The organism is Paracoccus sp. P2, assembly GCF_046335115.1.
In the GTDB taxonomy this organism is placed as follows: domain Bacteria; phylum Pseudomonadota; class Alphaproteobacteria; order Rhodobacterales; family Rhodobacteraceae; genus Paracoccus; species Paracoccus pantotrophus.
In genome coordinates, this window is the sequence record NZ_JBGOSN010000027.1 from 4,196 (window position 1) to 27,339 (window position 23,144).

Genomic DNA, 23,144 nt, shown 5'->3' on the forward strand with positions numbered 1-23,144 from the left:
CCGGCGCGTCGGCGGCGATCATCTGGTCTTCGCCATGACCGCAGACCCGCCCGCCTTCGCCTCCTGCGGGAACCATCGCGCGCCGAGGCGCAGCGCGACATGGACCAGCAGGATCAGCGCGGGCACCTCGACCAACGGGCCGATCACCGCCGCGAAGGCGACCGGCGAGGCCAGGCCGAAGGCGGCGATGGCAACCGCAATCGCTAGCTCGAAGTTATTGCCCGCCGCCGTGAAGGCGATGGCCGTTGTGCGCGGATAGTCGGCCTCGATCAGCCGCCCCATGGCGAAGCTGACGATGAACTGGATGACGAAGTAGAGCGCCAGCGGCACCGCGATCCGCAGGGCATCGACCGGCAGGCGCACCACGTCGCCGCCTTTCAGGCTGAACATGGCAACGATGGTGAACAGGAGCGCCGCCAGCGTGATCGGGCCGATCCGGGGCAGGAAGGCGGTCTCATACCAGCCCTCGCCCTTGCGGGAGACGAGGATGCGTCGGGTCAGGAACCCAGCAGCGAAGGGGATGCCGAGGTAGATCAGCACGGCTTCGGTAATGGTCCAGAAACTCACGTCGATCACGCTGCCTTCCAGCCCGAACAGCGGCGGCAGGACCGATAGGAAGAACCAGGCATAGGTGGAGAAGAACAGGATCTGGAACACCGAGTTGAAGGCGACCAGCGCCGCGACATACTGGCCATCGCCTCGGGCGAGCTGGTTCCAGACCAGCACCATGGCGATGCAGCGCGCCAGCCCGATCAGGATCAGGCCCGTCATATATTCTGGTTGGTCGCGCAAGAAGATCACGGCAAGGGCGAACATCAGCACCGGGCCGATGATCCAGTTCTGCACCAGCGACAGAACCAGCACCCGGCGATCCGCGAAGACGCGGGGCAGTTCCTCGTATCGCACCTTCGCCAAGGGCGGATACATCATCAGGATCAGGCCGATGGCGATGGGAATGTTCGTGGTGCCGGCCGAGAGCGCATCGAGGGCGCCCGGCAGGCCGGGGAACACCGTCCCAAGCATGATGCCAAGCGCCATCGCGGCGAAGATCCACAGAGTCAGCCAACGGTCGAGGAAAGAGAGCCGCGAAGGCGGCGCGAGTGCGGTCATGGTCTTGGTCTCCGATCAGGTTGCGGCGGGCGTCACGCGGTGGCCGTCAGCCCCCACCACGGCTTCCCCGTCCTCTTTCGAGAACGCGCCTTGTTGCGGGGGCAGAAGGTCCAGCACTGCTTCGGACGGGCGGCAGAGCCGCACCCCCTTGGGGCTGACCACGATGGGCCGGTTGATGAGAATCGGATGCGCCATCATCGCATCCAGAAGCTGATCCTCGGTCAGCGCCGGATCGCCAAGACCAAGCTCGGCAAAGGGTGTGCCCTTCTCGCGCAGCAGATCGCGGGCGGTGACCCCCATGCGCGCGATAAATTGCACCAGCAGTTCACGGCTCGGCGGGCATTTCAGGTATTCGATCACATGCGGCTCGACCCCGGCGTTGCGGATCAGGCCGAGCGTGTTCCTGGACGTGCCGCAGTCGGGGTTGTGGTAGATCACGACATCCATGATCCGCCCCTCACGCCACATCCGGCCGGGGTCGGGTCGCACCCTCGGCCCGGCCGATGTCGCACAACCTGGTCGCAAGACTCATCCGATCAAGGGAGGCGATGGGGAGCGCCGTAAAGGCTGCGATCCGGGCTTTCATATACCTCAGCGCGTTGATGAAGGACATTTCGCGCAAAAGCCCGGTGCCCGTCGCAGCGGCGGGATCTTCGATTCCCCAATGCGCCGTCATCGGCTGGCCGGGCCAGATCGGACAGGCCTCACCGGCAGCGTTGTCGCAGACGGTGAACACAAAATCCATCACCGGGGCATCCGGCACGGCGAACTCGTCCCAGCTCTTGGAGCGCAGGCCATCGGTCGGATAGTGGAAGTTCTCCAGCACCTTGAGCGCGGTCGGATGGACCTCACCCTTTGGGTGACTTCCGGCCGAGAAGGCACGGAAGCGTCCGCCACCATCCCGGCGCAGGACGCTTTCCGCGATGATTAACCGGGCCGAGTTGCCAGTGCAGAGGAACAGCACGTTGAACACGCGCGAAGATTGCTCGGTCATGGCGATCACCCGCAGCAGGGTTGCGCCCCGGCCGGGGCCGAGCAGCTTTTCTGGTCCTGAAACCAGCGGTCACGAGGCTTGCAGCTCGCCGGTCGAGGCGACAGCGACACGCGGACCTGCCCGCCATCGATCCGGGGCAGAGCCGCCCGATGAAGCTGCATCGGCCGCTCGCCGTCGCTGACCTCGAAGGTCAGCTTGGCGGTGCGCTCCAGATCGACATGCTCAATCACCTTTCCGATGATCTTGACGAATTTGCCCGCAGGCATATGGGCACGGTCCTCGTTCACGTCCCAAAGCTGGATGAAGATTTCGGTCCAGCTCTCCGGGTTCGCGCCGCAGTCCAGCGCCTCGAAGCGGCCCGCCTTGACTTCTGTGACGTGGTAGCCGGGCTTCACGTCCTGACCGTCATAACTGAACACCAGCGGCAGCTCGGCCGCACCATCCAGTGCTGCCAGCAACTCGCCGATGGTTATATCTTCCGGGTCGGCCGCGCCGGTCAGCGCACCGAGGTTGCCTTGAATGGTCATCTGCGATACCTTTTGATTCGACATTTATAGGATTATTGAAATATGGAAGAACGTCAAGCCCTTGCCGCATTCGCAGCGCTATCCCAGGAAACCCGTCTGCGCATCCTGCGGCTCCTGGTCGTCGCTGGTCCCGAGGGGCTGGCGGCAGGGATGATCGCTGACCAAGCCGGTGTATCCGCCTCGAACGTCAGCTTTCACATCAAGGAGTTGGAGCGCGCTGGACTGGTCGCATCGCGCCGTGAAAGCCGGTCGATCCTCTACAGTATCGATTTCGAGGCGCTGAACGGCCTGGTGCGGTTTCTGATGGAAGACTGCTGCGCCGGGCAAATCGGCCTATGCGTCGATGCAGGCCAAGCCGCCGAGTGTGGCGCGGTGCGATAGATTCGCGTGTCGTTTGAGATAAGACCCGTTGTCGCGTCCCTCTGTTCGGCCCAGCAGTGAGTACTTGCTCATGTCGGCCGACAATAGGAGCATAGACTCAAATTAACCTTGCAAATCGGGAATCAAACTCCATAATTGCAAGGATGTTGATCGAGCGCCGTATCACCGCCACCGTGAAGTCCCTGCTGGACGACAGTCCTGCCGTTGCCCTGCTGGGGCCGCGCCAGGTGGGTAAGACCACGCTGGCGCAGGAGCTGGGGGAAGAGCGCCCGTCGCTCTATCTCGACCTCGAATCCAGCGCCGACCGGGCCAGGCTCTCCGATCCCGAACTCTATTTGTCGGCGCATGAGGACAAGCTGGTCATCCTCGATGAGGTCCAGCGGGTGCCGGACCTGTTCCAGAACCTGCGCGGCCTGATCGACCGGGGGCGGCGCAAGGGGCTGCGGGCGGGGCGCTTCCTGCTGCTCGGCTCGGCCTCCATCGACCTGCTGCGGCAGTCGGGCGAGACACTGGCGGGCCGGATCGCCTATGCCGAACTCGCCCCCCTCGATGCGCTGGAGGTTCCCGCCGCCGATCTGGATCGCCTCTGGCTGCGCGGCGGCTTTCCCGACAGCTTCCTTGCCCGCGATGATCAGGCCAGCCTGCGCTGGCGGCGCGACTTCATCCGCACCTATCTGGAGCGCGACATTCCCGCGCTCGGTCCCCGCATCGCGGCCGAGACGCTACGCCGCTTCTGGACCATGCTGGCGCATCGGCAATCCGGCCTGTCGAACGCCGCCGAGCTTGCCCGCGCGCTCGGGGTCGATGCCAAGACCGTCGCCTCCTATCTCGACCTGCTGGTCGATCTGATGCTGGTGCGCCGCCTGGAGCCATGGCACGCGAATATCGGCAAGCGGCTGGTCAAGTCCCCGCGTATCTATGTGCGCGACACCGGCATCCTGCATGCCCTGCTGGGACTGACGACGCTGGACGACGTTCTCGGCCACCCCGTCGCGGGCGCCAGTTGGGAAGGACTGATCATCGAGACTGCCCATGCCCTGATGCCGGAAGGGACGCAGGCCCAGTTCTACCGCAGCGGTGCGGGGGCCGAGGTCGATCTGGTGCTGACCCTGCCGGGCGGCACGATCTGGGCCGTCGAGGTCAAGCGCAACCTTGCGCCGAAGGTGGAGCGCGGCTTTCATTCGGCCTGCGAAGACCTGCAACCTGCGCGGCGGATCGTGCTCTATCCGGGGGACGAGGCTTTCCCGCTGCCGAACGGGATCGAGGTCATGTCGCTGCACCAGTTCGGGCAGGATCTGCTGGCGCTTCATCCGTAAGCGATGCGGCCGCCCATCGGGCGGCATGGGGGATCGATCTTCTTCATGGGCGGAGAAAGCTGGGTACCGGGGCGCAGCGCCTGGTCCGACATTTTGCGGGTGGTGCTTTGCACCGGGTTCCGCAAAATAATAGTCGGTCACTAATATTTGGCGAAATCGCGAAAAGTAGCCCACTCTGGGCCATGGGTTACAGTCGGCGCAGGACAGCTTTGCACCGCCCGGATCAGGCAAGATCCAGGACCTCGAAACTATCGGCTTGGCGCGACAGGATGCGCCCATAGCCGAGAAACCCCATCGAATCGGCACTGACATTCCCGCATGCACAACTGGCCATGCCAATCCTTGCCTTTGCGGGCGCGGGACAGTCGCGATACCAGCTTTCCGCCACATCGCCACAAAGCAGGCATTTCACCCTGAAGGGGCCGGGAACCATATCCGGCTCCCCGGACAACTCGTCCATGAAGGCCTTTTCGTCGGTCATGCGCCGGAAACCATCGGCCCTGACCTGCGCCTGAAGCGCTGCAATTGGCCTGCCGGAGCCCGGCACCGGCTCGCTCGCGGCCAGGCTGTCGTAAAGCCCGCGCTCTTCCGGCCCCATCGCGCCCAGATCGGAGGCCGTCGCCAGCGCGTAAAGCCGGCGGCAGGCGCGGACGTCAAGCCGCGTGGCCTTGGTTCTGCCGGCCGCGAGCCGCGCCAGGACCGGATAATCACTGAGCAGATAAGTCAGCATCAAGCTCTCCACGCCTAAGGGCGCATATGCCAATATTGCAATTTTACCCTTCGAGTATCGTGCCATCGCACAGACCCATGCCGGTCACAAATGCCGCTCGGCGTCCTGCGCGCCGTGCAGGATGCGGACGATTTCCAGCGTATCGCCCAGATCCCGGAAGAAGATGACATGCGATCCGCTCAGGCACTTCAGATAGCCAGGCCGAACGTCAACCGACCTGCCGCGCCTTTCACCCGATGCCAGCGCATGGCAGGTGTCGCGCAGCTCCTGCACATAGCGCCGGGCTTGCGCGAGGCCCCATTCGCCTTCCGTATAATCCCAGATATCCTCCAGATCGACCGTTGCCGCGACGGTGAAGGCCAACGCCTTCATGCGTTGCGACCGGCCATCTTGCGGGCAATGAATTGATCGAGGTCGAAGCCTTCCGCCCGGCCGGATTCCTCTCCGGCGATCAGGGCGGCTTCCAACGCCTTTACCTTGGTCTCGTGCTCCTCCAGAAGCCGCAGCCCTGCCCGCACCACGTCGCTGGCCGAGCCATAGCGGCCGCCCTTCACCTGCGCGTCGATGAAGCTGACGAAGTGATCGCCGAGCGAAACCGAAGTGTTGCGGGACATGCGGCCCTCCTGTGCGCTGATACCGAATGTTACCAAGAAATCGTATCAATCGCAATTGCCGGCTCTCCGGCGCCGGATGTGCATATTGGCATAAGCGCATGCTGTCATATGCCCGTCTGCGATGAAGCATCTGGCCGAGAGTCGCGCGGATTCGTCAGCGCCTGCACCGTGCGTGCCTGATCCAGCCGCGCTCTCGCCTCGCCGGTGAAGGATTGCCATGCCGGAGAGGCTTCGATGACCCCGGCCAGGGTCGAGGCGGCATAGGGCGTCCCGAAGGCTTCCCGCGCCCCGTTCGCGATATAGGCCACCGTTTCGGGCCACTTCAGCCAGCGCGGGCTGGCATCGGCGAGACGATTGACCCAGCCAGCCAGGCCGCGCAGGAAACCAGTGAGCCCTCCGAGCAGCCCCGGTCCTGCCGGTGGCTGGCGCAGGGCCTCCAATCCGTCGCTGAGCACCGGCGCCAGCGCGCTGTGCATCTCGCGGTTGCGATCTGCATCGTGATGCGTCCAGGCGCCCATCTCGCCTGGCGTCTCCAGACGCTTCAGCAGCACCGGGTCGGGATCGATCTGCCGGATGGCGGCGATCAGCCCGCCGGTCGCGATGGCATGCACCGCCTCGGCCTCCTGAAGTCGGCTGGCGACCGTGTCCTGCATGACCAGGTCGCGGCGGCGCTCTTCCTCGTCGGCAAGGCGACGAGCCTCTTCGGCGCGCAAAATGGCAATCTCTGCCTCCTTCTGCGCCTTCAGCCGCTCCTGCTCGGCCTTCCACGCAGCCCGGTCCAGACGGCGGCGGCGCGGCCCCGTCCGGGCCTGCGCATGCTTCGCGCCGACCTCGGCATGATAGCGGTCCTGCCAGCCGCGCATCGCCTGCTTGTAGCTGCGCGACGGCGAGCCGGACCAGCCGTGATCCTTGTGCCGGTCCTGCTCGCGATGACCTTCATGGCAGCGCTTGGCGTCCATGCGCATATTGCCCTCTGCACATAGGGGCACCGCCAGCACATGCACATGTGGGTGGGCTTCATCGAGATGCTCGATGATGCTCAGCACTTCGGCCTTGTTCCGAACCGCATCGGCCTTGGCAAAGGCGATCACGTCCCTGCGCCAGCGCAGGTAATCGGCCTGGTCCATGTCCTCGACCGGATCGGGAAAGCTGAACACGCTGGCGATCAGCACATGGGTGTCACTGCGGATGCCGCGCAGCGCCTCCTTCCGGTCCGGCTGCTCCTTGCGCAGTTGACGCAGCAGCGTGTTCTGTTCGGCGATACGCTGCTCGATGACCTCGACCACCTCCGAGGGCCGGATACCTTCGAGGATGGTGGGCGACTGCGGGTTCGCGACATGCGGGCAGGCCCCGTCCAACCGCTCCGCCTCGTCTGCAATCTCGCTGACGGACCGGCTCTTGCTGTTACCCTTGCGCGAATAGGTCTGCTTATGCGCGAAGATTGATTTCCCGCCGCGATCAGACATAACGCAATCCCTCGCTGAAGCCTGCGGCGCGCACTTCGCTGCGGGAAACCAGCTCTAGGTCCAGCGCCATGCGGACCTGCCCGACGCTCAGGGTTCGGCACAGGGGATGACGGGATTTGATCCAGTCGGCAGTTTTGGCCGCGTGCACCGGGGTCGGTTCCTGAGGCGGTTCCGGCTCGTCCTCGATGTAATCGCGCCAGCGACCCATCTTGAACCAGTTATCCGAGAAGCAGACCTTTGAGCGCGTATAGCCTGCGGTCTCCAGCGCATAGCGCTTTACAGCCGAGAGAAGCTTTTCAGGCCCGACCTTCTGCATGGCAGCCTCGACGTGATGCAGGCAGGTCGTTTCGTTGCGACATCGGTCGGCGGGATAGGCCTTCAGTATCTCCACAGATTCCGTCGCCGCCTCGCGTGCACGCGCACGCGAAGGTGGTTTATGGATGGTTTCAGGAAGGTTTGGGGTCCGCTGTGGACGGGGTACCGGGTCCGCAGCGGACCCCGTTCCGGGTTCACGGCAGACCCCGTCCTCTGTGGACCCCGTCTCATCATCGGGCTCGGCAATGCCCTCCAGGGTGCGGACGGCGGCAAGGGAAATGCGATAGACGACGGTAAAACCGTTCTTGCACGCGCGGCGGCCGGTTTCGATCAGGATGCCTTCGTTCAGGAACTCGTTGATGGTGCGCTTGACGGTGGTTTCGCCAAGCTCGGTGTGCCGCTGGATCGTCCCCTTGGAGCACCAGATGCCCGATCCGTCATCGCTGGCCTTGTCGGCCAGAAACATGATGATCTGCTTTCGGACCGGACTGCCGAAGCGCCGCCCGGCGCAAAGATTCGCGACCTTCCAGCTCATGCTGCACCTCCCCACGGGGTTGCGCGGCGGGAAGCTGTGACATAATCTTTGGACAGAAGACCTTTGACAGTGCCGTCGGATGGAGTGCCAGCTCCTCCGACGGTTTTCTTTTGCGCAGGGGGCAAGCCGCAAAACTGCGGGACACCTGCGTCATAACCTATTGATTTGCATGCTGCCGCATTGCACGAATGCGGGACACCACTTCGTTGATTTTGTTCAGTTTTCAGAAGAAGTGGTGGGCGACCCTGGAATCGAACCAGGCATGGGTCTCCCCGGCGGAGTTACAGTCCGCTGCCGCACCTTGCAGCACGTCGCCCGCCGAACGCTTTCGGCGTGAAGCGGTGATTATCCCGACCGTCCGGGGGCGTCAAGCAGGGAACCGCCGAAAAGTCGCACTTCCTTGCGCACCATGCCAACCCGCCGCGAAGGTTGCATTCGGCCGCGTTTTCTGCGCAGTCGAAACAGCAACCGGGAATGCGACATGGCCGAGAAACCACAGAAATCCAAGAAACCCGCCTGGGTCATCGACAAGGAACGCGCCCGCCGCGCCGCCGCGGCCGAAACGGTCTGGTTGTTCGGCCTGCATGCGGTGCGCGACGCCCTGGCCAATCCCCGCCGCGACAAGCTGCGGCTGGTGGTGACGCGCAACGCGCTGGACCGGCTGGGCCCCCTGCCCGCCGATCTCGCACCGGAGATCATCGACGCCCGCGTCTTCGACCGAACGGTGCCACTGTCGCCGGAAAGCGTCCATCAGGGCGCGGCGCTAGAGGTCAAGCCGCTGAAATGGGATAGCCTGGCCGACCTGGCGCTTACCGGGCCGGGCCGGCCGCTGCTGGTGGCGCTGGACCGGGTGACGGACCCGCATAACGTCGGCGCCATCCTGCGCTCGGCCGAGGTCTTTGGCGCGCGCGCGGTCATCGCGCCGGCGCGCCATTCCGCGCCCGAGACCGGGGCGCTGGCCAAAACTGCCTCGGGCGCGCTGGAGCGGCAGCCCTATCTGCGCGTCGTCAACCTGGCCGATACGCTGATCGAGCTGCAATCCATGGGCTATGTCGTGCTGGGCCTGGACGGCACCGGCACGGAGACCCTGCCGCAGGCGCTGGCGGAACTCTCGGGCCGGGCGATCTGCCTGGTCCTGGGCGCCGAGGGGCCCGGCCTGCGCGAACGCACGCGCGAGACCTGCGACCGCATCCTGCGCATCCCCTTCGCGGCGGATTTCGGCTCGCTCAACGTCTCGAACGCGGCGGCGGTGGCGCTTTACGCGGCTTCACAGAGTTGAGCCCAGCCTTCACATCGGCGCTAGAACCCGCCCGCCCCGGTTGAGAATCGCCAACCGATTTGCCAGATCGAAAGCAGTTCCACCAACCCCCCGCGCGCCATGATTCGTCCGATTCTCGCCAGCCTGATGCTTGCCCTGCCCGTTCCGGCGGCGATGGCGCAGGATTGGGCATTGGACGGCATGGACCCGGTCTCCTATGGCACGGAAAATGCCGCGGTGCCGGGGCGCACCGACCTGGTCACGGTCTGGCGCGGCCAGGCCTGGCATTTCGCCAGCGAACAGAACCGCAATCTTTTCGAGGCCAATCCAAAGGCTTATGCCCCAGGCCTTGGCGGGCTTTGCGTCCTGGCCCTGTCCGAAGGCCGATCCGAACCCGGCAATCCGCGCCATTTCGTGGTGATCGGCCAGCGCACCTATTTCCTGCGCTCCGAGCAGGCGCGTGAGCGGCTTCTTGCCGATCCGCAGCAAATCCTGATGCGCGCCAAGGCCGTCTGGGCACGCATGAATCCGTGAAATTTCACTTTTTTGCGAGCCGGGTGGAACTTTTTAGCCACGGTTCCCATTTATTTATCGAACATGACCACGGAACGGTCATGTTCAGATCACTGTCCCTCGTTCCGCGACTTGCGCCCGGCCAGACCTCTGGACCGGGCGCTTTTTCCATGCCACTTTCGGTTGAGATCTGGGGGAGGATCAGATGAACCTGGCAGTACTTCGCGACATCGGCACCTCGCCGGTCGACGACGACATTGCGCGCATCGCCCGCACGGTGCGCTGCATTGCCATCGTGGGCCTGTCGCCGAACGAGGCGCGACCATCCTGGGGCGTGGCCCGTTACCTGAAATCGCAGGGCTATCGCATCATTCCGGTCAATCCGGGCCATGCGGGCGGCACCATCCTGGACGAGCGGGTCTATCCCGACCTGCGCGCGATTCCGCCCGAGCAGGCGGTGGACATGGTGGACATCTTCCGTCGGGCCGAGGCCGTGCCCGCCATCGTCGACCAGGCGCTGGCGCATCTGCCCAGGCTGGACACGATCTGGATGCAATTGGGCATCCGCCATCCGCAGGCGGCCGGCCGCGCCCGCGCCCGCGGCCTGACGGTGATCGAGGATCGTTGCCCGAAGATCGAGTTCCCGCGCTTTCTTTAAAGCCTTGAAAGCACGAGAAAGGCCCCGGTCCAGCGGATCGGGGCCTTGCCTTTGCGTCGCCGGCGATCAGAAGCCGGAATAGAGCCCTTCGTAGATCGGGCCCAGCGTGTCCACCTCGAACAGCGAACTGACCGAAGTGCCGTTCCAGATGTTCAGAATCGCCTGGGCGAACATTGGCGCCGTCGGCACGATGCGGATGTTCGAGGCGGCCTTCACCTTCTCGGTCGGTTCGATGGAATCGGTGATCACCAGCGACTTCATCACCGAGGCCTGCACCCGCTCGACCGCCGGGCCGGAAAGGACGCCGTGGGTGATATAGGCATGCACCTCGGTCGCGCCGTGCTCGGTCAGCACCTGCGCCGCCTTGCAGAGCGTACCGGCGGTGTCGCAGATGTCGTCGACGATGATGCAGGTCTTGCCGGTCACGTCGCCGATCACCGTCATCTCGGCCACCTCACCCGGCTTCTCGCGGCGCTTGTCGACGATGGCCAGCGGCGCGCCGATGCGCTGCGCCAGCTCCCGCGCCCGCGCCACCCCGCCCACGTCGGGCGAGATCACCATCAGATCGGACAGCCGCTCGCGGAAGTGATGCTTGATGTCCAGCGCAAAGACCGGCGCGGCATAGAGATTGTCCACCGGGATGTCGAAGAAGCCCTGGATCTGCGCCGCATGCAGGTCCAGCGTCAGCACCCGGTCCACGCCCGCCTCGGTCAGCAGGTTGGCGACCAGCTTGGCGCTGATCGGCGTGCGGGCCTTGGCGCGGCGATCCTGGCGCGCATAGCCGAAATAGGGGATGACCGCGGTGATGCGCGCCGCCGACGAACGCTTGAGCGCATCCGTCATGATCAGCAGTTCCATCAGGTTGTCATTGGCCGGGTTCGAGGTCGGCTGGATGATGAACATGTCCTCGCCGCGGACATTCTCATAGACCTCGACGAAGATCTCCTGGTCGTTGAACCGCTCGACCCGCGCCTCGACGGGGGCGACATTCATCCCGCGATGCATCGACATGCGGCGGGCGATGGCATTGGCCAGAGGCCGGTTCGCATTTCCCGCGATGAGCTTGGGTTCGGTCATGGCCGGCATGGGCTTTCCCTGTCTGGATTCGTGCGATTGCACCCCGCTTAGCACCGGGCTAGCCTGCCCGCAAACCCCGAGGACGAAACCATGGCGCATATCGACTATTACTTCGGCACCCCCAGCCCCTGGAGCTATCTCGCCGGCAACCGGCTGGAGGAAATCGCCGCCCGCCACGGGGCGACGATCACCTACAAGCCCGTCGATCTGCTGCAATTGTTCGACCGCACCGGTGGGGTGCGGCCGGCGAACCGCCACCCCTCGCGCATGGAATACCGCGCGCAGGAATTGCGGCGCTGGTCCGAACACCTGGGCATGGCGCTGAACCTGAAGCCCGCCTTCTGGCCGGTGAACCCCGCGCCTTCGTCCTATGCCATCATCGCCGCACAACAGGCGGGCGGCGGCGACCTGCCGGGGCTGGTGCAGGGCTTCCTGCGCGCCGTCTGGGCCGAGAATGCCGACATCGCCGACGACGCGGTGATCCGCCGCACGCTGGCCGCGGCGGGCTTCGACCCGGACCTGGCCGACAAGGGCCTGTTCGTCGGCGCCGAGACCTTCGGCCGCAACCTGGAACAGGCGGTCGAGGCCGGGGTCTTCGGCGCCCCCTTCTATGTGGTGCGCGAAACGGGCGAACGGTTCTGGGGCCAGGATCGGCTGGATTTCCTCGACCGGCACCTGGCAAGCCTGTGAGCGCGCTGCACCTGAGGCGCTGGCCGGGCAACGAGGACCGCCCGGCCCTGGCGCTGCATTGCATGATGGGCAACGCGGTCTATTGGGGGCCGATCGCCGAGGTGCTGCGCGACCGGGTGCGGATCAGCGCGCCGGACCTGCCCGGCCATGGGCAAAGTCCGGACTGGGACGAAGACGGGGACGCGCCGGATTACCACACCGACGTCACCCGCAAGGCCGCGATGCTGATCGACCGGCCGCTGGACCTGATCGGCCACAGCATGGGCGCGACCGTGGCGCTGCGCATCGCCGTCGCCGCCCCCGAAGCGGTGCGCAGCCTGACCCTGATCGAGCCGGTGCTGTTCGCCGCCGCCCCCGAGCCGCTGAACGACGCGCTGATGGAGGATGTCGCGGCCCGGCTTGCCGCCGGAGAGGATGCCGAGGCGGCACGCGCCTTTCTGGGCGTCTGGGGCGGGCTCGACTGGGAGTCGCAGACCGCCGCGGGCAAAGCGCGGCTCGCGCGGCAGATCCACCTGGTCCAGGCCAGCAACCAGGCGCTGCGCCAAGACAGCGCCAATATCCTGCGGGAAGGCGGGCTGGAGGCCATCGACGCGCCGGTGCTGATCGTCATGGGCGAGGATTCGCCCGCCGTGATCCCGGCCATCGCCGATGCGCTGGCAGCGCGGCTGCCCGATGTCGGGCGCGCCCGCGTTCCCGGCGCCGGCCATATGCTGCCGATCACCCATCCGCGGCAGGTGGCCGAACTGATCGCGCTGAACCTGGACCAGGCCTGAGCAGGGTCAGTCCAGATCCCAGTCGTCCGCGTGTCGCAGGGGACCGATGGCCATCCAGCTGGCGCGGACGCGCGCGACGCGGGTATCGCCCCAGGTGCTGAATTGCAGCTCGAACCCTTCGGCGGTGATGTTCACCGCCTGAATATCGGCGCGCTGGTTGGCGGTGCTGTCCACATCCCACATGCTCAGCGAGACATGCACCACCGGCGGCTCGACGAAATGTTCGTCGAAGCGCACGGATCGCACTTCCACCCGCGGTCCATGCCCGGTCCACATCGGCCCGCCGCTCTCGAAAGCCGAAAACATCTCGGTCGAGCCATTGGCGACACCGACGGCGAAATATCCGAAACGTCGCACCCCTTCCCCCCTCCCCACGCCATGACAAACGATGGCGCAGAACAGATAAAGCCCCGGAAAACCGGGGCTTACCATCCTTTTTTGTCAATCCCGGTTAATGCGGGAAATTCGCCTGGTTCGGATCAAGCCCGATATGCGTGCCGAGCGCCTCCATGTCGGCCAGGAGCTTGACCGCCGCGGCGACCAGTTCCTCGCCGGCGGATTCGCGCTCCTTGGCGACTTCGACGCGACGACGGGCCTGGGCCATCATCTCGTTGAAGACCTCCTGCGTCATCTCGGCACGGGGATGCCCGCGTTCGGCCAGCAGGGTGACGGAGTCGTTGTTGATCTCGGCGAAGCCGCCGGTCACCGCGAATTCCGTCTCGGACCCGTCGCCCGCCACCACGGTCACCAGACCGGGGCGCAGGTTGACGATGGCCGGCGCATGGCCGGGCATCGCCGTCAGGTCGCCATCGGCGCCGGGCAGGCGCACCTCGCGCACCGGGACGGAAACCAGGTTCCGTTCCGGCGAGACGAGGTCGAACTGCATCGTGTCGGCCATGTCGCCCCCTTACGCCGCGTCAGCGGCGAGACGCTGAGCCTTGGCTTTCACTTCCTCGATGCCGCCGACCATGTAGAAGGCCGCCTCGGGCAGGTGATCGTATTCGCCGGCCACGACCGCCTTGAACGACTTGATCGTATCCTCCAGCGGCACCTGCACCCCGTCCGAGCCGGTAAAGACCTTGGCCACGTCGAAGGGCTGCGACAGGAAACGCTGGATCTTCCGGGCGCGGGCCACGGTCAGCTTGTCCTCTTCCGACAGTTCGTCCATGCCGAGAATGGCGATGATGTCCTGCAGCGACTTGTATTTCTGCAGGATGCCCTGGACGTCGCGGGCGACCTGGTAATGCTCTTCGCCGACGATCGCCGGATCGAGGATCCGCGAGTTCGAGTCGAGCGGGTCCACGGCCGGGTAGATGCCCAGTTCCGAGATGGCGCGCGACAGAACCGTCGTGGCGTCCAGGTGGGCAAAGGTCGTGGCCGGGGCCGGGTCGGTCAAGTCGTCGGCCGGAACGTAGACGGCCTGGATCGAGGTGATCGAGCCGTTCTTGGTCGAGGTGATGCGCTCCTGCATCGCGCCCATGTCGGTGGCCAGCGTCGGCTGGTAGCCCACGGCCGAGGGGATGCGGCCCAGAAGCGCCGACACTTCCGAACCCGCCTGGGTGAAGCGGAAGATGTTGTCGACGAAGAACAGAACGTCGGTGCCGGTCGCGTCGCGGAACTGCTCGGCCAGGGTCAGGCCGGTCAGCGCCACGCGCATCCGCGCCCCCGGAGGCTCGTTCATCTGGCCATAGACCAGCGCCACCTGCGATTGCGCCAGGTTGTCCGGCTTGATGACGCCCGATTCCACCATCTCGTGATAGAGGTCATTGCCCTCGCGGGTCCGCTCGCCGACGCCCGCGAAGACCGAATAGCCCGAGTGCACCTTGGCGATGTTGTTGATCAGTTCCATGATCAGAACCGTCTTGCCGACGCCGGCGCCGCCGAACAGGCCGATCTTGCCGCCCTTGGAATAGGGGGCCAGCAGGTCGATGACCTTGATGCCCGTCACCAGGATCTCGGAGGCGGTCGCCTGGGCGGCGAAGTCCGGGGCCGGCTGGTGGATGGCGCGGGTCTGGGTCGCCTCGACCGGGCCGCCTTCGTCGACTGGCTCGCCGACCACGTTCAGGATGCGGCCCAGGGTCGCATCGCCGACCGGGACGGTGATCGGGCCGCCGGTGTCGCGCACCGGCAGGCCGCGGACCAGACCTTCGGTCGCGTCCATGGCGATGGTGCGGACGGTGTTCTCGCCCAGGTGCTGGGCCACTTCCAGCACCAGGCGCTTGCCGTTGTTCTCGGTTTCCAGAGCGTTCAGAATCGCAGGAAGCTGGCCGTCGAACTGCACGTCGACGACGGCGCCGATCACCTGCGTGATTTTTCCATTGGCCTCTGCCATGTCTCTACCTCTACGTGTCAGAGCGCCTCTGCGCCCGAGATGATTTCAATCAGTTCCTTGGTGATCGCGGCCTGACGCGAGCGGTTGTATTCCGTCGTCAGCCTGTCGATCATGTCGCCGGCATTGCGCGTGGCGTTGTCCATGGCGGTCATCCGCGCGCCCTGTTCGGACGCGGCATTCTCCAGCAGCGCCGCAAAGACCTGCGTCGCCACCGAGCGCGGCAAAAGGTCGTTCAGGATCGCGCTTTCATCCGGCTCGTAATCGTAGAGCGCCGAGGCCGCGGCCTCGCCCTCCTCGACCACGGCGGGGATGATCTGCCTTGCGGTCGGAACCTGGCTGATCACCGTTTCGAAGCGGTTGTAGAACAGCGTCGCCACGTCGAACTCGCCGGCGTCGAAGCGGTCGAGGATCTCGTCCGCGATCTGGCGCGCGTTCTCGTAGCCGATGCGCTTGACCTCGCTCATGTCGACGTGATGGACAAAGAGGTCGCTGTATTCGCGCTTCAGCTGCTCGCGGCCCTTCTTGCCGACGGTCAGGATCGACACCTGCTTGCCCTGCGCCTGCAACTCCTGCAGGCGCAGGCGGGCGAGCTTGACGATGGACGAGTTGAACCCGCCCGCAAGCCCGCGCTCCGAGGTCATCACCACCAGCAGGTGACGGCGGTCTTCGCCGGTCCCCGCCAGCAGCCGCGGCGCCATGTCCGAGCCCGCCGCCGCAGCGGTCAGCCCGGCCATCACCGAGGCCATCCGGTCGGCATAGGGACGCGCAGCCTCCGCCGCTTCCTGCGCGCGGCGCAGTTTCGCGGCGGCGACCATCTGCATCGCCTTGGTGATCTTGCGCGTGTTCTTGACGCTGCCGATCCGGTTCTTGAGATCCTTGAGGCTGGGCATCTATCCCTCCTCTCAGGCGTAGGTCTTGGCGTAGCCGTCCAGCGCTGCCTTGATCGCATCCTCAAGCTCGCCCGCCACCTTGCGGTCGTTCCTGGTCATGTCCTCAAGCAGATCGGCCTTCTGGTTGCGCAGATACTGGATCAGCCCCTGCTCCCATTTGGTCACGTCGCGGACCGGGATGCCGTCCAGGTAGCCCTTGGTGCCGGCATAGATGACGATGACGATCTCGGCATTGGTCAGCGGCGAGTATTGCGGCTGCTTCATCAGCTCGGTCAGGCGGGCGCCGCGGTTCAAGAGCTTCTGCGTCGCCGCGTCGAGATCCGAACCGAACTGCGCGAAGGCCGCCATCTCGCGATACTGGGCCAGTTCCAGCTTGACCGGGCCGGCGACCGATTTCATCGCCTTGGTCTGGGCGGCGGAGCCCACGCGCGACACCGAAAGGCCGGTGTTCACGGCCGGGCGGATGCCCTGGAAGAACAGCTCGGTTTCCAGGAAGATCTGGCCGTCGGTGATCGAGATCACGTTGGTCGGGATATAGGCCGACACGTCGCCCGCTTGCGTTTCGATGATCGGCAGCGCGGTCAGCGAGCCGGCGCCATTGGCCTCGTTCAGCTTGGCCGAACGCTCCAGCAGGCGCGAATGCAGGTAGAACACGTCGCCCGGATAGGCTTCGCGCCCCGGCGGACGGCGCAGCAAGAGCGACATCTGGCGATAGGCCACGGCCTGCTTGGACAGGTCGTCATAGATGATCAGCGCATCCATGCCGTTATCGCGGAAATATTCGCCCATGGCGGTGGCCGAATAGGGCGCCAGATACTGCATCGGCGCCGGGTCCGAGGCGGTCGCGGCCACGACGGTGGTGTAGGCCATGGCGCCGGTCTCTTCCAGCTTCTTCACCAGCTGGGCCACGGTCGAGCGCTTCTGGCCGACGGCGACATAGATGCAGTGCAGGGTCTTCATGCCATCGGCCTCGCGGCCGTTGTAGTTCGCCTGGTTCAGGATGGTGTCCAGCGCGATGGCGGTCTTGCCGGTCTGGCGGTCGCCGATGATCAGCTCGCGCTGGCCGCGGCCGACCGGGATCATGGCATCCACCGATTTCAGGCCGGTCGCCATCGGCTCGTGCACCGATTTGCGCGGCATGATGCCGGGGGCCTTCACGTCGGCGATGCGGCGCTCGGAGGCGTTCAGCGGGCCCTTGCCGTCGATCGGGTTGCCCAGCGCGTCGACGACGCGGCCCAGCAGTTCCTTGCCGGCGGGGACTTCCACGATGGCGCCGGTGCGCTTGACGGTGTCGCCTTCCTTGATGTCGCGGTCGTCGCCGAAGATCACGACGCCGACGTTGTCGGTTTCAAGGTTCAGCACCATGCCGCGGATGCCGCCCGGGAATTCGACCATCTCGCCGGCCTGAACCTTGTCCAGGCCATAGACGCGGGCGATGCCGTCACCGACGGACAGCACCTGCCCGACCTCGGCCACCTCGGCGTCCTGACCGAAATTCTTGATCTGATCCTTGAGGATGGCCGAGATTTCGGCTGCCTGGATTCCCATTATCCGACCTCTTTCATAGCATTCTGGAGGGAGGCGAGCTTCGAGCGGATCGAGCTGTCGATCATCTGCGAGCCCAGTTTGACGATCATGCCGCCGATGAGGCTGTCATCGACACGCGCGTTCAGTTTCACCTTCTTGCCCGATTTCGCGGCCAGCGTATCCGCAAGGCGGGCTTTCTGTTCGTCCGTCAGCGCCTGGGCGCTGACCACGTCGGCGGTGACTTCGCCCTTCGCATCGGCGATCAGGCTGCGCAGCTTGGCCAGCAGTTGCGGCAGGGCGAACAGCCGGCGGTTGCGGGCCATCAGGCGCAGCGTGTTGGCCAGTTCGGGCGAAAGCCCCATGCGGCCGGCAAGCGCGCCGATCGCAGTTTCCTGCTGCTGGCGGTCGTAGAGGGGCGAGAGGGTCAGATCGCGCAGATCCTGGCTGGCGTCATAGGCCGAGGCCAGATCGTCGATCTGGGCGGACAGGGCGTCGATGCCGCCCGAGTCCCTGACCAGATCGAACAGGGCCTGCGCGTAACGCCCGGCGATATCAGCGGAAATCGAAGCGGAATTGGCCACGGTCATCCTTCCGGTTAGCGCAAGCTCCGCAGGCGGGCCGGCGGGCGGGCCGGTCTGTCGCGGAGCGCGGGTCAAGGGCGGGCCCTGGCACAATCCGGCTGAGGCCTTCCCGAAATCTGCGGCGTCTCTAGCAGGTGATTTTCCCTGCCGCAACCGCCTTGAACACGGAAAAATGAGCGTTTGCGGCCCTTGGCCGAGGACCGGCTGCGACCGATTGCGCAAACAGCCCGTCCGCCCGGTCGCCGGCGCCTGCGCAGAACCGCGATGCGGCGCAGGCAGGCGGGGGGATTCGCCCGGCGGCGGTCGGCCCGCCCGCCCCGCTCAGCCCGGACCCCGCGCGGTGCGCCCGGCCCCCTGTCCCGCCGGCTGCGGCCGGGCGATGCCGCCCAGCACGTCGAGCGGGCTGGGCACGCTGACGCGCCGCCCCGGCCCGGCCGGCGCCTGCACCTGCTTGCTGAACTCGGTCAGCACCACGCCCGCGACCAGAACCTGGCTGATGCGCAGCCCGGCGCGCTCCCACATCTGCGCGCTTTTCAGCCAGAACCGCCGATCCGAGGGCGGGATGTAGAGCGCGGCCCCCGTGCGCTCGGTCACGAAGCCCGCCTCGCGGGCCTGCATCTCCAGCTGCCCCGCGGTATAGCTGCGCCCGAAGCCGAAGGGCGTCGTCTCGGACCGCGCCCACAGCCCGGCACGGTTCGGCACCATGATCAAAAGCCGTCCGCCCGGCCCCAGCACGCGCCAGGCCTCGTCCAGCAGGACGAAGGGATGGTCCGCCGTCTCCAGCGCGTGCAGCAGCACCAGCCGGTCCACGCTGCCGGTATCCAGCGGCCAGGCCGTCTCCTCGCACAGGACCGAGCAGTTGGGCATTCCCGTCGGCCAGGCCATCACCCCCTGCGGCCCCGGCATCAGCGAAATGACCCGCCGCGCCCGCGCCAGCCAGGGCCGCAGCAGCGGCGCGGCGAAGCCATAGCCGGCCACGGTCATGCCCTGCGCCTGATCGGGCGGCCACAGCCCGGTCAGCCGGTCGCGCAGCACGCGCTGGACCACCCGGCCCAGGGGACGGTTGTAATAGAATTTCCGCAGCTCATAGACGTCGTGATGCATTGCGCCTCCGGCCTCGCGAGGCCAGACTGCGGCAAAGAAAGGAATTTGCCAATGCCGCTGGAACTCGTGCCTGTCCGCTGCCTGACCGACAACTATGCCTGGCTCGTGCATGGCAACGGCCGGACCGCGCTGGTCGATGCGCCCGAGGCCGCGCCCATCCTGGCGGAACTGGCGGCGCGCGGCTGGTCGCTGGACCAGATCGCGCTGACCCACCACCATGCCGACCACATCCAGGCCGTGCCCGAACTGGTCGCGCAGACCGGCGCCGCGGTGATCGGCAACGCCCGGGATGCCGCCCGGCTGCCGCCGCTGGACCAGGCCGTGCGGCCCGGCGAACGCTTCGCGCTTTGCGGCGAAGCAGCCGAGGTGATCGACGTTCCCGGCCATACCATCGGCCATGTCGCCTTCCACCTGCCCGGCCCGGCCATGGTCTTCACCGCCGACAGCCTGATGGCGCTCGGCTGCGGCCGGCTGTTCGAGGGTAATGCCGAGACGATGTGGGCCAGCCTCTCACGCCTGAACGCCCTGCCGGCGGAAACGCTGGTCTGCTCGGGACATGATTATTGCCGCGGCAACGGCGCCTTCGCCCTATCGGTCGATCCGGGCAATGCCGCGCTGCGCGAAAGGCTGGCCGAAACCGCGGCCGGCACCCGGCCCTGCGCCCCCTCGACCCTGGCCGAGGAACGCGCGACCAATCCCTTCCTGCGGGTGGCCGAACTGGCCGATTCCCTTGGCCTGGCAGGGGCTTCCGAGGCCGCGGTCTTTGCCGAGCTGCGCGCCAGGAAGGATCGGTTCTGAGGTGTTTTCGCAACGCAGCAAGAGCAAGGCGCCCCAGGCGCATCCCGGCCGCGCCGGTGCAATCTGCGGGGGCGGCATGCTTGAAATTCGGCCAAGGAACATCACATCTGCCTTAACCGCGGGAAATTCGGCAGGGGCGGACGCAAATACCGCTTGAACTGCGCGAGAATCCACCAAATCTTAACTGTATCGTGACAGTCTGGTCAGGTGGACCGCTAAATCTGGCGGCCCATACCGCCAGCCGACTGACAGGAGCTTGAAGTGCCGTCCTTTTCGACCTCGCTGGAACAGGCCATCCATGCCGCGCTCGCGCTGGCCAACGAACATCGCCATGAGCTTGCCACGCTTGAACACCTCCTGCTCGCGCTGACGGAAGAACCTGATGCCGTGAAGGTGATGCGCGCGTGCAATGTCGATCTGGACGAGTTGCGCCGCATGCTGGTCGAGTTCATCGAGGACGACCTTTCGACCCTCATCACCGATGTCGAGGGTTCTGAGGCCGTCCCCACCGCCGCCTTCCAGCGCGTGATCCAGCGCGCCGCGATCCATGTGCAAAGCTCGGGCCGGACCGAGGTGACGGGGGCGAACGTCCTGGTCGCCATCTTCGCCGAGCGCGAATCCAACGCCGCCTTCTTCCTGCAGGAACTGGACATGACGCGCTATGACGCGGTGAATTTCATCGCCCATGGCGTCGCCAAGAACCCTTCCTTCTCGGAAAACCGCCCGGTCCAGGGCGCCGAGCAGCAGGCCGAGCAGGCCCAGGTCGAAACCGCCCAGCCCAAGGACGAATCCGCGCTGGCGAAATATTGCGTCGACCTGAACAAGAAGGCCGCCAAGGGCGATGTCGATCCGCTGATCGGCCGCGCCGACGAGGTGGAACGCTGCATCCAGGTGCTGTGCCGGCGTCGCAAGAACAACCCGCTGCTGGTCGGCGATCCCGGCGTCGGCAAGACCGCCATCGCCGAGGGGCTGGCGCTCAAGATCACCCGCGGCGAGACGCCGGACGTGCTGGCCGGCTCGACCATCTTCTCGCTCGACATGGGCGCGCTTCTGGCCGGCACCCGCTATCGCGGCGATTTCGAGGAACGGCTGAAGGCGGTGGTCAAGGAACTGGAGGACCATCCCGACGCCATCCTCTTCATCGACGAGATCCATACGGTGATCGGCGCGGGCGCCACCTCGGGCGGCGCCATGGACGCCTCCAACCTGCTCAAGCCGGCCTTGGCCGGCGGCAAGCTGCGCTGCATGGGCTCGACCACCTACAAGGAGTTCCGCCAGCATTTCGAAAAGGACCGCGCGCTCTCGCGCCGCTTCCAGAAGATCGACGTGAACGAGCCGACCGTGCCCGACACGATCAAGATCCTGATGGGGCTGAAGCCCAGCTTCGAAAAGCATCACGACCTGCGCTATACCAATGACGCGATCAAGATGGCGGTCGAACTGTCGGCGCGCTACATCCACGACCGCAAGCTGCCCGACAAGGCCATCGACGTGATCGACGAGGCCGGCGCGGCGCAACACCTGGTCGCGGAAAGCAAGCGCCGCAAGACCATCGGCCCGAAGGAGATCGAGGCCGTGGTGGCCAAGATCGCCCGCATCCCGCCGAAAAGCGTCTCCAAGGACGATGCCGCGGTGCTCAAGGATCTGGACGCGACGCTGAAGCGGCTGGTCTTCGGCCAGGACGCGGCGATCGAGGCGCTGTCCTCGGCGATCAAGCTGGCGCGGGCCGGCCTGCGCGAGCCCGAAAAGCCGATCGGCAACTACCTCTTCGCCGGCCCCACCGGCGTCGGCAAGACCGAGGTGGCCAAGCAGCTCGCCTCGACGCTGGGGGTGGAACTGCTGCGCTTCGACATGTCGGAATACATGGAAAAGCACGCAGTCAGCCGGCTGATCGGCGCGCCTCCGGGCTATGTCGGCTTCGACCAAGGCGGGCTTCTGACCGATGGGGTGGACCAGCATCCGCATTGCGTGCTGCTGCTCGACGAGATCGAAAAGGCGCATCCGGATGTCTATAACATCCTGCTTCAGGTCATGGACCACGGCAAGCTCACCGACCATAACGGCCGCCAGGTGGATTTCCGCAACGTGATCCTGATCATGACCTCGAACGCGGGCGCGGCGGACCAGGCCAAGGCCGCCTTCGGCTTCGGCCGCGAGCGGCGCGAGGGTGAGGATACCGCCGCCATCGAGCGCACCTTCACGCCGGAATTCCGCAACCGGCTGGATGCGGTGATCAGCTTCGCGCCGCTCTCGCGCGAGATCATCGTGCAGGTGGTCGAGAAATTCGTCCTCCAGCTCGAGGCCCAGCTGATCGACCGCGGCGTCCATATCGAACTGAGCCCCGAGGCCGCCGACTGGCTGGCCGAACGCGGCTATGACGAGAAGATGGGCGCACGCCCCCTGGGCCGGGTGATCCAGGAAACGATCAAGAAGCCGCTGGCCGAGGAGCTGCTGTTCGGCCGGCTGACCAAGGGCGGCGTGGTCCGGGTGCGGATCGAGGACGACAAGCCCGTCTTCGACATCACCGGCCCCGAGACGCCCAGGATCAGCAACTCCAAGCCGCCGCTCTTGACGGCCGACTGATCCGGACCCGAAGGGCGGCGCCACCACGACGCCGCCCTTTTTCTTTCGGCCGGCCTAGCGGGGCGGGCTTGCATGCCCTTGCCAGCCAACGGCCGCCGGCAGGGCTTCGGTTATCGGCCTGGCTGCCTTCCGCACGCCTGCCAGCCGACCGCGCCGAGAGCCCCCCTTTCACTGGCCAAGAATACCCTTGCCGGGGCGTTCAGCCGGTTCGGAAACGAAGCCGCCACCTCCAGGTCAGCCCAGGCCCGATGTCCCGCAGGCAGGGGCGGTTCCGCAAAATCCCCCGCACGCTCGCCGCATCCCTTGTCTCCGGACGCCGCACATGGGTTCGCCCAGCGGGCCTGGCCTCGGCACGCCCTGCTTCTTTCTTGT

At 65.9% G+C, this 23,144-nt stretch carries 26 protein-coding genes and 1 tRNA gene; 9 read left to right on the forward strand and 18 right to left on the reverse strand.

The genetic code is table 11. The annotated features are described in order from the left end of the window. Window positions 1–18: 18 nt before the first annotated feature. The 4 genes from arsB to ACDP63_RS16170 are packed head-to-tail and all read right to left on the reverse strand — an operon-like array spanning window position 19 to window position 2,631. Window positions 19–1,110 carry an ACR3 family arsenite efflux transporter gene (gene arsB / locus ACDP63_RS16155; RefSeq protein ID WP_028710993.1) on the reverse strand — a complete coding sequence of 364 codons (1,092 nt, stop codon included), beginning with the start codon at window positions 1,108–1,110 and terminating at the stop codon, window positions 19–21. Window positions 1,111–1,125: 15 nt separating this feature from the next. After that, a complete protein-coding gene (gene arsC, locus ACDP63_RS16160) occupies window positions 1,126–1,557 on the reverse strand; it encodes an arsenate reductase (glutaredoxin) (protein WP_028710994.1) in 432 nt (143 codons plus the stop codon). A gap of 10 nt (window positions 1,558–1,567) precedes the next feature. Then, window positions 1,568–2,104, reverse strand: a complete 537-nt coding sequence (locus tag ACDP63_RS16165) for an arsenate reductase ArsC (RefSeq protein WP_181817367.1) — start codon at window positions 2,102–2,104, stop codon at window positions 1,568–1,570. Window positions 2,105–2,109: 5 nt separating this feature from the next. Continuing rightward, window positions 2,110–2,631: a DUF6428 family protein gene (locus tag ACDP63_RS16170; RefSeq protein WP_051419865.1), complete on the reverse strand. Its 522-nt coding sequence runs from the start codon at window positions 2,629–2,631 to the stop codon at window positions 2,110–2,112. A 42-nt stretch (window positions 2,632–2,673) separates the two neighbouring features. On the opposite strand from ACDP63_RS16170, the gene ACDP63_RS16175 reads away from it, so the two are divergent. Together ACDP63_RS16175 and ACDP63_RS16180 are read left to right on the forward strand one after the other, a co-directional pair. Further along, on the forward strand, window positions 2,674–3,012 hold the full coding sequence (locus tag ACDP63_RS16175; protein ID WP_028710997.1) for an ArsR/SmtB family transcription factor: 339 nt from the start codon (window positions 2,674–2,676) through the stop codon (window positions 3,010–3,012). Between the two features lie 143 nt (window positions 3,013–3,155). Continuing rightward, window positions 3,156–4,328, forward strand: a complete 1,173-nt coding sequence (locus ACDP63_RS16180; protein WP_036747930.1) for an ATP-binding protein — start codon at window positions 3,156–3,158, stop codon at window positions 4,326–4,328. A 223-nt stretch (window positions 4,329–4,551) separates the two neighbouring features. Here ACDP63_RS16180 and ACDP63_RS16185 read toward each other — a convergent pair whose 3' ends face one another. From ACDP63_RS16185 to ACDP63_RS16210, 6 genes are all read right to left on the reverse strand, one after another. Continuing rightward, window positions 4,552–5,124, reverse strand: coding sequence for a hypothetical protein (locus tag ACDP63_RS16185; RefSeq protein WP_147278009.1), 573 nt, complete (start codon window positions 5,122–5,124; stop codon window positions 4,552–4,554). An 18-nt stretch (window positions 5,125–5,142) separates the two neighbouring features. Continuing rightward, complete coding sequence (locus tag ACDP63_RS16190; protein WP_024845134.1) at window positions 5,143–5,430, reverse strand: type II toxin-antitoxin system RelE/ParE family toxin; 288 nt, start codon at window positions 5,428–5,430, stop codon at window positions 5,143–5,145. Then, entirely contained in the window at window positions 5,427–5,672 is a 246-nt protein-coding gene (locus ACDP63_RS16195; protein ID WP_024845133.1) for a type II toxin-antitoxin system ParD family antitoxin, read from the reverse strand. Before ACDP63_RS16195 ends, ACDP63_RS16190 begins: the two co-directional genes overlap by 4 nt. Window positions 5,673–5,776: 104 nt before the next feature. Then, the gene (locus ACDP63_RS16200) at window positions 5,777–7,138 is read right to left on the reverse strand and encodes a plasmid recombination protein (RefSeq protein WP_028710598.1); all 1,362 of its coding nucleotides are present in this window, start codon (window positions 7,136–7,138) and stop codon (window positions 5,777–5,779) included. Continuing rightward, a complete protein-coding gene (locus ACDP63_RS16205; RefSeq protein ID WP_028710599.1) occupies window positions 7,131–7,988 on the reverse strand; it encodes a hypothetical protein in 858 nt (285 codons plus the stop codon). The genes ACDP63_RS16200 and ACDP63_RS16205 overlap by 8 nt, the downstream gene beginning before the upstream one ends. A gap of 233 nt (window positions 7,989–8,221) precedes the next feature. Then, window positions 8,222–8,305, reverse strand: a tRNA-Tyr gene (locus tag ACDP63_RS16210). A gap of 164 nt (window positions 8,306–8,469) precedes the next feature. Between ACDP63_RS16210 and rlmB the strand changes: the two genes are divergently transcribed. The 3 genes from rlmB (at window position 8,470) to ACDP63_RS16225 (ending at window position 10,417) form a co-directional block, all read left to right on the forward strand. Continuing rightward, the gene (gene rlmB / locus ACDP63_RS16215; RefSeq protein ID WP_024845130.1) at window positions 8,470–9,267 is read left to right on the forward strand and encodes a 23S rRNA (guanosine(2251)-2'-O)-methyltransferase RlmB; all 798 of its coding nucleotides are present in this window, start codon (window positions 8,470–8,472) and stop codon (window positions 9,265–9,267) included. Window positions 9,268–9,366: 99 nt separating this feature from the next. Then, the gene (locus ACDP63_RS16220; RefSeq protein ID WP_024845129.1) at window positions 9,367–9,780 is read left to right on the forward strand and encodes a YHS domain-containing (seleno)protein; all 414 of its coding nucleotides are present in this window, start codon (window positions 9,367–9,369) and stop codon (window positions 9,778–9,780) included. A 184-nt stretch (window positions 9,781–9,964) separates the two neighbouring features. Next, window positions 9,965–10,417: a CoA-binding protein gene (locus ACDP63_RS16225; protein WP_024845128.1), complete on the forward strand. Its 453-nt coding sequence runs from the start codon at window positions 9,965–9,967 to the stop codon at window positions 10,415–10,417. A 66-nt stretch (window positions 10,418–10,483) separates the two neighbouring features. Here ACDP63_RS16225 and ACDP63_RS16230 read toward each other — a convergent pair whose 3' ends face one another. Further along, the gene (locus ACDP63_RS16230) at window positions 10,484–11,503 is read right to left on the reverse strand and encodes a ribose-phosphate pyrophosphokinase (RefSeq protein ID WP_024845127.1); all 1,020 of its coding nucleotides are present in this window, start codon (window positions 11,501–11,503) and stop codon (window positions 10,484–10,486) included. Between the two features lie 81 nt (window positions 11,504–11,584). On the opposite strand from ACDP63_RS16230, the gene ACDP63_RS16235 reads away from it, so the two are divergent. Both ACDP63_RS16235 and ACDP63_RS16240 read left to right on the forward strand, forming a co-directional pair. Then, window positions 11,585–12,184, forward strand: coding sequence for a 2-hydroxychromene-2-carboxylate isomerase (locus ACDP63_RS16235; RefSeq protein ID WP_024845126.1), 600 nt, complete (start codon window positions 11,585–11,587; stop codon window positions 12,182–12,184). Beyond that, the gene (locus ACDP63_RS16240; protein WP_409928283.1) at window positions 12,181–12,957 is read left to right on the forward strand and encodes an alpha/beta fold hydrolase; all 777 of its coding nucleotides are present in this window, start codon (window positions 12,181–12,183) and stop codon (window positions 12,955–12,957) included. Before ACDP63_RS16235 ends, ACDP63_RS16240 begins: the two co-directional genes overlap by 4 nt. Window positions 12,958–12,963: 6 nt before the next feature. Here the strand turns inward: ACDP63_RS16240 and ACDP63_RS16245 are convergent, their stop codons facing one another. The 7 genes from ACDP63_RS16245 to ACDP63_RS16275 form a co-directional block, all read right to left on the reverse strand. After that, window positions 12,964–13,314, reverse strand: coding sequence for an H-type lectin domain-containing protein (locus ACDP63_RS16245; protein ID WP_024845124.1), 351 nt, complete (start codon window positions 13,312–13,314; stop codon window positions 12,964–12,966). Between the two features lie 94 nt (window positions 13,315–13,408). Beyond that, entirely contained in the window at window positions 13,409–13,855 is a 447-nt protein-coding gene (locus tag ACDP63_RS16250) for a F0F1 ATP synthase subunit epsilon (protein ID WP_024845123.1), read from the reverse strand. A 9-nt stretch (window positions 13,856–13,864) separates the two neighbouring features. Next, complete coding sequence (gene atpD, locus ACDP63_RS16255) at window positions 13,865–15,289, reverse strand: F0F1 ATP synthase subunit beta (protein WP_024845122.1); 1,425 nt, start codon at window positions 15,287–15,289, stop codon at window positions 13,865–13,867. A 17-nt stretch (window positions 15,290–15,306) separates the two neighbouring features. Continuing rightward, window positions 15,307–16,179, reverse strand: a complete 873-nt coding sequence (locus ACDP63_RS16260; RefSeq protein WP_024845121.1) for a F0F1 ATP synthase subunit gamma — start codon at window positions 16,177–16,179, stop codon at window positions 15,307–15,309. Window positions 16,180–16,191: 12 nt separating this feature from the next. Further along, window positions 16,192–17,727 (reverse strand): F0F1 ATP synthase subunit alpha, encoded by a 1,536-nt coding sequence (atpA, locus tag ACDP63_RS16265; RefSeq protein WP_024845120.1) that lies wholly within the window; start codon window positions 17,725–17,727, stop codon window positions 16,192–16,194. Next, entirely contained in the window at window positions 17,727–18,293 is a 567-nt protein-coding gene (locus ACDP63_RS16270) for a F0F1 ATP synthase subunit delta (RefSeq protein ID WP_024845119.1), read from the reverse strand. Before ACDP63_RS16270 ends, atpA begins: the two co-directional genes overlap by 1 nt. A gap of 315 nt (window positions 18,294–18,608) precedes the next feature. Then, the gene (locus ACDP63_RS16275) at window positions 18,609–19,391 is read right to left on the reverse strand and encodes a methyltransferase domain-containing protein (protein ID WP_024845118.1); all 783 of its coding nucleotides are present in this window, start codon (window positions 19,389–19,391) and stop codon (window positions 18,609–18,611) included. 51 nt (window positions 19,392–19,442) lie between these two features. Between ACDP63_RS16275 and gloB the strand changes: the two genes are divergently transcribed. Together gloB and clpA are read left to right on the forward strand one after the other, a co-directional pair. Beyond that, entirely contained in the window at window positions 19,443–20,189 is a 747-nt protein-coding gene (gene gloB, locus ACDP63_RS16280; RefSeq protein WP_024845117.1) for a hydroxyacylglutathione hydrolase, read from the forward strand. Between the two features lie 261 nt (window positions 20,190–20,450). Next, entirely contained in the window at window positions 20,451–22,772 is a 2,322-nt protein-coding gene (gene clpA / locus ACDP63_RS16285; RefSeq protein ID WP_024845116.1) for an ATP-dependent Clp protease ATP-binding subunit ClpA, read from the forward strand. The last annotated feature ends 372 nt before the right edge of the window (window positions 22,773–23,144 follow it).